The organism is Rhodomicrobium udaipurense JA643 (genome assembly GCF_000636015.1).
Taxonomy (GTDB): domain Bacteria; phylum Pseudomonadota; class Alphaproteobacteria; order Rhizobiales; family Rhodomicrobiaceae; genus Rhodomicrobium; species Rhodomicrobium udaipurense.
On the sequence record NZ_JFZJ01000139.1, the window covers coordinates 1 to 8,228 of the forward strand.

Annotated in this window: 7 protein-coding genes and 1 tRNA gene; 5 read left to right on the forward strand and 3 right to left on the reverse strand. The window is 62.4% G+C overall.

The window, feature by feature from the left end; translation table 11 throughout:
• The first annotated feature begins 170 nt into the window (after positions 1-170).
• Positions 171-992 (forward strand): AraC family transcriptional regulator, encoded by an 822-nt coding sequence (locus T281_RS14830; protein ID WP_037241023.1) that lies wholly within the window; start codon positions 171-173, stop codon positions 990-992.
• Positions 993-1,127: 135 nt separating this feature from the next.
• Here the strand turns inward: T281_RS14830 and T281_RS14835 are convergent, their stop codons facing one another.
• Positions 1,128-1,577 carry a DUF805 domain-containing protein gene (locus T281_RS14835; RefSeq protein WP_037241026.1) on the reverse strand — a complete coding sequence of 150 codons (450 nt, stop codon included), beginning with the start codon at positions 1,575-1,577 and terminating at the stop codon, positions 1,128-1,130.
• A gap of 476 nt (positions 1,578-2,053) precedes the next feature.
• Between T281_RS14835 and T281_RS14840 the strand changes: the two genes are divergently transcribed.
• Together T281_RS14840 and T281_RS14845 are read left to right on the forward strand one after the other, a co-directional pair.
• Positions 2,054-2,143, forward strand: a tRNA-Ser gene (locus tag T281_RS14840).
• 363 nt (positions 2,144-2,506) lie between these two features.
• Entirely contained in the window at positions 2,507-3,991 is a 1,485-nt protein-coding gene (locus T281_RS14845) for a DEAD/DEAH box helicase (RefSeq protein ID WP_037241029.1), read from the forward strand.
• 411 nt (positions 3,992-4,402) lie between these two features.
• Here the strand turns inward: T281_RS14845 and T281_RS14850 are convergent, their stop codons facing one another.
• Positions 4,403-5,317, reverse strand: coding sequence for an SDR family oxidoreductase (locus tag T281_RS14850; protein WP_052037545.1), 915 nt, complete (start codon positions 5,315-5,317; stop codon positions 4,403-4,405).
• 88 nt (positions 5,318-5,405) lie between these two features.
• A complete protein-coding gene (locus tag T281_RS14855; protein WP_052037546.1) occupies positions 5,406-6,464 on the reverse strand; it encodes a class I SAM-dependent methyltransferase in 1,059 nt (352 codons plus the stop codon).
• A gap of 96 nt (positions 6,465-6,560) precedes the next feature.
• Between T281_RS14855 and T281_RS14860 the strand changes: the two genes are divergently transcribed.
• The gene (locus tag T281_RS14860; RefSeq protein ID WP_037241032.1) at positions 6,561-7,274 is read left to right on the forward strand and encodes an NAD-dependent deacylase; all 714 of its coding nucleotides are present in this window, start codon (positions 6,561-6,563) and stop codon (positions 7,272-7,274) included.
• Positions 7,275-7,355: 81 nt separating this feature from the next.
• A partial coding sequence (locus T281_RS14865; RefSeq protein WP_155955281.1) for a YHS domain-containing protein occupies positions 7,356-8,228 on the forward strand: 873 nt, incomplete at its 3' end.

Below are 8,228 nucleotides of genomic sequence, written 5' to 3' on the forward strand. Positions count from 1 at the left end.
CGTCTCTGCGACGCGCTTGCTGCTCAGCAATGTCATGAAAGTCCCTTTCGGTGATGCCGACAGTTTCGGCCTCGACTGTCCGTGAGAGTAAAGGGAGGTCGCATTGACGTCATTACGAAGCCTGGACAAATTATTATCCATTTACGCCAAACGGTGTGGTAGATCGAACGATGCCCATTCTCACAGACAGCTCCGTTGCGTCCGACTGGATCGAGCCCGACGAGGTCGCGCGCCCGGTCGTCACCTATGGCATGGCGTCGAACAAGATCGGCACCATCGAGCTCGACCTGCACCGTCATGCCAAGGGGCAGATCATGCTGGTGCAGCGCGGCGCGCTCAGCTGCCGGGTGGAAGGCGGGCTTTGGATCGTTCCGCCGCGCAGCGCGGTCTGGATACCAGGCGGCGCGCTGCACGCCATCAAGGCCACCGGCTCGCTCGAAGGCTACAGCGCGTTCGTCGCGGCCGGCTTCGACGCCGGCCTGCCGCAACGCTGCTGTACCGTCGCGGTGACGCCGTTGTTGCGCGAACTGCTGTTCCGCGCCGCCCGCCTGCCGCTGTTCTACGACGAGGGCGGCGCAAACTCGCGGCTCCTGGCGGTGTTGCTCGACGAGATCGCGGCCGCCGAAATCGAGGACCTGCATTTGCCGATGCCGGTCGATCCGCGGCTGCGCACTTTGGCCGACCTCATGATGGCCGCGCCCTCCGAACGTGGTTCGCTGGAGGGGTGGGCAGAGCGCGCCGGCCTGAGCGAGCGGACGCTTGGGCGGCTGATCAGCCGCGAGACCGGGATGAGCTTTGGGCGCTGGCGCCAGCAGCTCGGCGTCATGCTCGCGGTGCAGTGGCTGGCCGATGGCGCCTCGATCCAGCAGGTGGCCGCCGACCTGGGTTATGAAAGCGTGCCGAGTTTCGTCACCATGTTCCGCAAGACGCTCGGCACTTCTCCGGGCAGATACATGGCGGAGCGCCATGCCGGCCGAACCGCGGGTTCTTAGTAGACGCTCTTTAGCAGCGGCATCCAACGTCCCCTGTGCGCAGCGGACGTAGGCAAAGGTAGCTCCTGGCCCGAAGGAGGCATCGCCCCTACGGCCGCTATCAGCGTGATCCGGTCATCGGATGCAAGCGGCGGACTATTTCGCGTATTTCGACGGCAGGAAGCCGAGGGTGATGAATGTCCACATCGCCGTCAAGCCACAGATCAACTGCGCCCAGCCCGCGAGCGGCGACGGGTAATTCTCGCCGCCGAGCGGTGAAATCGAGATGGCGGTCGCCACAAGAAAGGGGATCAGGAAAACAAGCCACCACCATCCCGACATCCCGCGATCGTGGAAGCGCTTCGTGTTGATCGCGATTTGCGGAACGAGGAAGACGACCGCAGTGATCCACCCGGAACGGTCGCCGAGGAGGCGCACGAGGTTTGGCCAGGTGCCGTCTAGGAACGGCGCGTCGTCGCCCATGAACTTCGACAGCACGAAGTTGAAGCTCGCGATCCCCAAATGAATAAGCACAAAGCCCATCCACCATGTGCGCCGATCGATGCAGCCCTCGAAATTGAGGAAGACGAATTTCAGGGAGGACATGGCTGATGATCCTGTCTGGCGCGCGGTCCAAAATCGGTGGTCGTCCCTTTTTGCGCCGCCATGGCGATCTTATTGCGGTTTGCGGAGCGCCGCCAAATGTCGAAGGCCCTCAAACAGATTGCATGATGACTTTCGATAAGGGATCAAGGCTCAGGGCTCTGCCCTCAGCGCGCTTCGAACCGGCTTCCGCCCATCTTCGGCCGCTTCGCTTCCTGCGCTCTCGACCTTGCGCTGGGTGCCCTTTGCGAGCCACAGCCAGCTCCCGCCGCGCCAATCTTCGATCATGAAATCTTGGCCCTAACGCCGGACGAGCGGCCATGAAAAAATCGAGCCAGTCATGAGTGAAAATTGGAACAGTCATGGGTTGCGCAAATCGGGCTGCGCTGATAGGAACTGCAAACCGAAGTGAAAACCGAGTCATTGACAACAAAACGTGAACGCGTTACGCCATTGAAAATACAGGGTTTTCTTCGTGCGGAGAGGTGCTAGAGTGGTTGAATAGGCCGGTCTCGAAAACCGGAGTACGGGCAACCGTACCGTGGGTTCGAATCCCACCCTCTCCGCCAGCCTGAACCAAAATCATCAATGAATCGCGCTTGCCACCGTCAGGTTGACGCCGAACTCTCTTCTCGGTTTGCAACACCCTTCGAATTTTTTCGATCGAAGCGGAACTCGCGGGCTTAAAACGGCGGGTTACGGGGTTGACTGCGGTTGGCGTTGCGATCATATTCGCGTCAAGCGTCAAGGCAGAATCTTGAAATTCTGCCATCGCAGCACTTCCAGGCAGCATGGTAATCCGATGTGGGTCGCAATCTGCCCGCTAATGCGACGCTGGATACTAGTGCCTGACGCATGCTGTCATCGATCTGCATTGTGCGGATGATACTCACTGAACCCATGATGACGTGGTTCCAAAAACCCAACGGGATATGACTTTTAAAGACCTTAAGCTCAGCGACAAAGTGCTGGCTGCCATCGATGCAGCAGGGTATACCACACCCACCCCAATTCAAGCCCAGGCAATCCCCTTCGCCCTAGAGGGCCGCGATGTCGTCGGCATCGCCCAGACGGGAACTGGCAAGACGGCCTCCTTCGTTCTACCGCTGCTGAACATGCTCGAACAGGGGCGCGCCCGCGCCCGCATGCCGCGCTCGCTCATCCTTGAGCCGACGCGCGAATTGGCGGCGCAGGTAGCCGAAGCCTTCGAGACGCTCGGTTCGCAGCACAAGCTCACGGTGGCGCTTCTGATCGGCGGCGTGTCCTTCGACGATCAGGAAAAGAAGCTCGAACGCGGTGCGGACATTCTCATCGCAACGCCGGGGCGGTTGCTCGACCATTTCGGACGCGGCAAGCTTCTCATGAACGCGGTCGATTACCTCGTCATCGACGAAGCGGACCGCATGCTCGACATGGGCTTCATCCCCGACATCGAGCGTATCTGCAAGCTGCTTCCGCCCTCGCGGCAGACGCTGTTCTTCTCGGCGACGATGCCGCCGGAAATCCAGAAGTTGACCGACCAGTTCCTCAAGAACCCCGAGCAGGTCCGCGTCAGCGCCCCGGCTACTGCGGCGAAGAACATTACGCAGAAGCTCAAATTCTCCCCCGCCGATTCGAAGACGAAGCGCCACGTGCTCCGCGAGCTGATGCGATCCGAGGTCTCTACGATCCAGAACGCGATCATCTTCTGCAATCGCAAGCGTGATGTCGCCGTTCTTCATAAGTCCCTCGTCAAGCACGGCTTCAACGCGGGTGCTCTCCACGGCGATCTCGACCAGCGCCAACGCACGGCGACGCTCGAAGCCTTCCGGAAGGGCGAGATCACCTATCTCGCGGCGTCCGACGTCGCCGCGCGCGGCCTCGACATCCCCGAAGTGAGCCACGTTTTCAACTTCGACGTGCCGATCAGCCCTGAGGATTACGTGCATCGCATCGGCCGCACCGGACGCGCAGGCCGCGACGGCTACGCCGCCATGATCGTTACGCCGAAGGAGATGAAGGGCGTGCGCGCCATCGAAAATCTCTGCAAGGCGAAGATCGAGTGGATTGATGGCGAGCCTTCGACCGAGAACCTCGCAGCCACCGACTTCAGCGAACGCCGCGAGCGGTCGCGTCGCGGTGAACGCGGAGGTGCCGGACGAGGTCGGAACAAGGAAGCTGCCGTCGCAAGCACCGAGCCGCGGGAAACCGCAGAGGTTCGCCAGATCCGTCAACGTGCGGAGCCGGCTGGTGACGGTCGCTCGGCACCCGCCGCTGCAACCGCGGAGCGCCCCGCGCGCAACCGCCGCAATGGCGATGGTTCGAGCGTGTCACGCTATCATCGCGAACTGCTCCCGCCCGCAACATCCGCCCCGGTCGTCGGGCTTGGCGACCATGTGCCAGCCTTCCTCATGCGCCCGGTTCGCGTCGCGAGCTAGCTGAAGCGAATTTGACATTTGAGGCGCGGTAACGCGAGTTCCCCCTCAAATGTCAAATTGAGAAGCTTCTCTGGATAGAGTTTTGCTAGTGGTCGTATGGTCGCTCAAGTGTTGCTTGAAACGGATGCTGGTTATCGTTGGCGTTCGGGACTAAATCGGGCCACTAGATCAGCCTGCGTTGAAGCAAATTCGGTTTTGACGCAGAAAGCTGATCGACGACGGAATACTTCTAGCGCCGCGTGTGTTTACAGCACGAGGCTGTAAATCCCGCTTCCGAATCTCACGGGCGCGAAACGCTCCTGATCTGATTGATGTCACCCCCTTGGGGAACAATGTCTCCAGGCTGCGACGCCCGACGTAAAGCGCTGGGCGTCTTTCGCGCTTCCGCGTTCGCCCCGACCCCCGCCAAGTTCACGCCGAAGCATGCGCCTTCTCAAGCGCGGCCTCGACGAGACGCTCGCTTTCCGTCCACAGCCGCCGCGCGGCGTGGGCATCTTCTGCGATGGGGTTCGGCCGTGCGGGACGCTCCTTCACGAAGTAAAGCCCGCTCTTGCCTTCAATCTCCGGCGCGGTCGCGACATAGAGCGAGTTTTCCGCCCCCTGCTCCGGTGTAAGCACCAGCGGCCTCAAAAGCGACCACGCCGCGCCCATGACGCCGCCCAGATTGCCGATCCCCGTCCCAACAACGCCCGGATGCAGGCAGTTCGCCGTCACGGGCTTCGGTGGAAGACGGCGCGCAAGCTCCACCGTGAAAAGCACATTCGCCAGCTTCGACTGCGCATAGGCGCGGAACACGCTGTAGCGGCGGCTCGACATGAGGTCGCCGAAATCGATGGAGGCGCGATTGGAGGCGTTCGAGGCCACGGTCACGATGCGCGCATTGCGGCGCTCTTCGCCGCTGCCCGCGAGCGTCGGAATGAGCGTGTTCGTGAACAAGAACGGCGCGAGGTGATTGACGGCGAAGGTCGTTTCGTAGCCGTCGACCGTCAGTTTACGGACAGGCGCGAAGGCCCCGACATTGTTCACGAGGATGTGGATTTCATTAAAACCATCGGCGATGCGCTTCGCCGCGTTGTGGACGGACTTCAGACTTGCGAAATCCGCGAGCACCAGATCCGGCTCGTTGCCGCTCTGCCGCGCGATCAGCCGCTTCGTATCCTCGCCGCGCACCTGACTGCGGCAGACCAAAATGACTTTCGCGCCCGCCTTCGCGAGGCCGAGCGCAGTATAAAGGCCGATGCCGGAACTTGCGCCGGTTACGATAGCGGTGCGCCCGGCCTGGCTCGGGATGGGCCGCTTTTCCTTCCGATTGAGCGGGGTTCTCATGCGCGCCTCCCGAAACTCTGCCGGTTATATCTACTTTTCATTCGTATATATATGGTGAGCGAGCGCTTGCGCCGCATGCGCCTGAGCGCTAGCTCGCGCTCTTCTTCGCACAGACCACGACCTTCGACAGGAAGGCCGGGAATGCGTCGCGAACCTCGAAGCCCGCTTCGGCGAAAACCCCGGTCGCGCCGGTGAGATCGTCTTCGCAATAATCGAGGAAATACGGTTCGTGGAAGCGCTGCGGAAAGGCTTCGAGCAGGCCGTCATAGCCGTCAACATCGCCCCACTGGATCGAGTCGACAAACACGAACAACCCGCCGGGCTTCAGGATGCGGGCAATCTCACGCGCCACGCGCCGACGCACGTCGTGCGGCAGTTCGTGGAAAAGATAAATGCACGTCGCGATGTCGTAGCTTCCCGTGTCGAAGGGAAGCGCTTCGGCGTTCGCCTGGCGGAAGCCGATGGTCCGCCGATCGCTGAGGAAGCGCGCCGCCTCGTCGAGATAGGCCTGGCTGAGGTCCGTGCCGGTTATCGGCAGCGCGGGGAACGCCTGCGCGAGTTGCCCGAGGAAGCGACCGCTGCCGCATGCGACATCCACGAGACGAAGCTGGCGCTGGTCGCGGCCCTTCACGAAATCGGCGATGGGCGGAATGGCTTGGCGACGCATCGCACCCGCCGCCCCCATGAACAGCGTCTCCACCTGAATGTCGTAAAGCTTGGCCGAATCGACCGTCAGCCAACCGCCTGACTGATAATGAAAGTTCTGCGTGTAATAGGCGGGCAGCCCCTGCGCCTCGGGCAGCGACGCCGCCTCGTCAAACCGCTTCTCCGCGCGCCGCTCCGCCGATTGCGGCAGGTCGTCGAGCATGCGGCGCACGGCTTCGATCCGCTCGGCGAATGAACCGCTTTCCTCCTGCGGAATCGGATAAAGCCCGTCTGCCACTGCTTTCGCGTCTCTCGCCTGAAGCTTCAGCACGTCCTGCACCAGCGGGAAAAGACCCGGCGCCGGTTTCGTAAGCTGCACCTTGCCGACATCCGCGCCAAGCGCGAGTGAACGCCGCGTTGTGTATCGATAGAGCGCGGCATAGCTCACCGTTCGAAGCGTCTGCCCCGCAAGATGCGCGACCCCCTCAAGCCGATTTGACATGTCGTCTCCTCTGGAAAATCGGTTAGTCTCATAACAATACCGTCTTGCAGAGGTGGGTTGGGCATGCCGCACAAGTCAAGGGGACAAGCCTCATCGATGAGCCGCTATAACAGCATCGTCATCTTGACGGGTGCGGGGCTTTCGGCCGAATCGGGCCTGCATACCTTCCGCGACAAGGATGGGATCTGGGCGAAATACGATTACCGCGAGGTCGCCACGCCCGAGGGCTACAAGCGCAACCCGAAGCTCGTGCTGCAATTCTATAATGAGCGGCGCAAGCAGAATGCGGACGTCCAGCCGAACGCGGCGCATCTGGCACTCGCCCGCCTCGAAGCCGAATATCCGGGCGGCGTGCTGATCGTCACGCAGAATATCGACCCGCTGCACGAAATGGCGGGCTCGAAGAAGCTTGTGCACATGCACGGCGAAATCATGAAGGCGCTGTGCGCGGCCTGCGCAACGCGGCATGCCCTCCACGATGACATCACCCTGAAAAGCGTCTGCCCGTCCTGCGGGCGGACCGGCGTGCTGCGGCCGGATGTCGTCTGGTTCGGCGAACTGCCCTACGAGATGGAACGCATCTATCGGGCGATCCTCGGCTGCGACCTATTCATCTCCATCGGCACGAGCGGGACGGTTTATCCCGCCGCTGGTTTCGTGGAAGAGGCCCTTCGCGTCGGCGCGCATACCGTTGAACTCAATCTTGAGCCGTCGCATGGCATCAGCCGCTTTATCGACGCGATCCACGGCCCGGCGACGGAGGTCGTGCCCGCTTATGTCGAGCGCCTGCTCAAACGGGCGCGGAGCTGAAGGAAGCGCTCCAGCGTGCCGCCATTGACGGATACCCCGTAGGGGTATTACCTTCAGTGCATGACCGAAGGAGTTCGAAACATGGCCGAGGGCGCGGGCGCACACTCTTGTTGCGGCGGTAATAAGGGCGCGGAACATACGCGTGCCGTCGATCCCGTCTGCGGCATGAGCGTCGACCCGCACACCGCGAAGCACCGCGCCACTTACGAAGGCCGCGCCTATTATTTCTGCTGCGGCGGCTGCATGGCGAAGTTCGAAGCCGACCCGCGCCGTTGGCTCGAAAAGGACAGCGCGTCGCCCGCGCCTGTGCCAGAAGGCACGGTCTACACCTGCCCGATGGACCCGGAAATCCGCCAGATCGGCCCCGGCACCTGCCCCATCTGCGGCATGGCGCTCGAACCCGAGATGCCCACCGCCGATACCGGCCCCGACCCCGAACTCATCGACATGGCGCGCCGTTTCCGGATCGGCCTTGCGCTCACGCTGCCCGTGTTCATCACCGAAATGGGCGCGCATTTTTTCGGCTGGCACGCGCTCGACCGACAAAGCCTCAACTGGCTGCAACTCGCGCTCGCGACGCCGGTGGTGCTGTGGTGCGGCTGGCCGTTCTTCGCGCGCGGCTGGCAATCCGTGCGGACCGGCCATCTCAACATGTTCACGCTGATCGCCATCGGCACCGGCGTCGCTTATGCGTACAGCGTCGTCGCGACGCTCGCGCCGTGGCTGTTCCCGCCCGCATTCCGGGCGCATGACGGCGCGGTGCCCGTCTATTTCGAGGCGGCGGCGGTCATCACGGTGCTTGTCGCGCTAGGCCAAGTGCTCGAACTGCGCGCTCGCGCGGCAACAGGCGGTGCGATCCGCGCGCTGCTCAACCTCGCGCCGAAGCACGCTCGCCGCATCGGCGCGGACGGCAGCGAGGAAGATGTGGCGCTTGACCTCGTAGCAAAGGGCGAC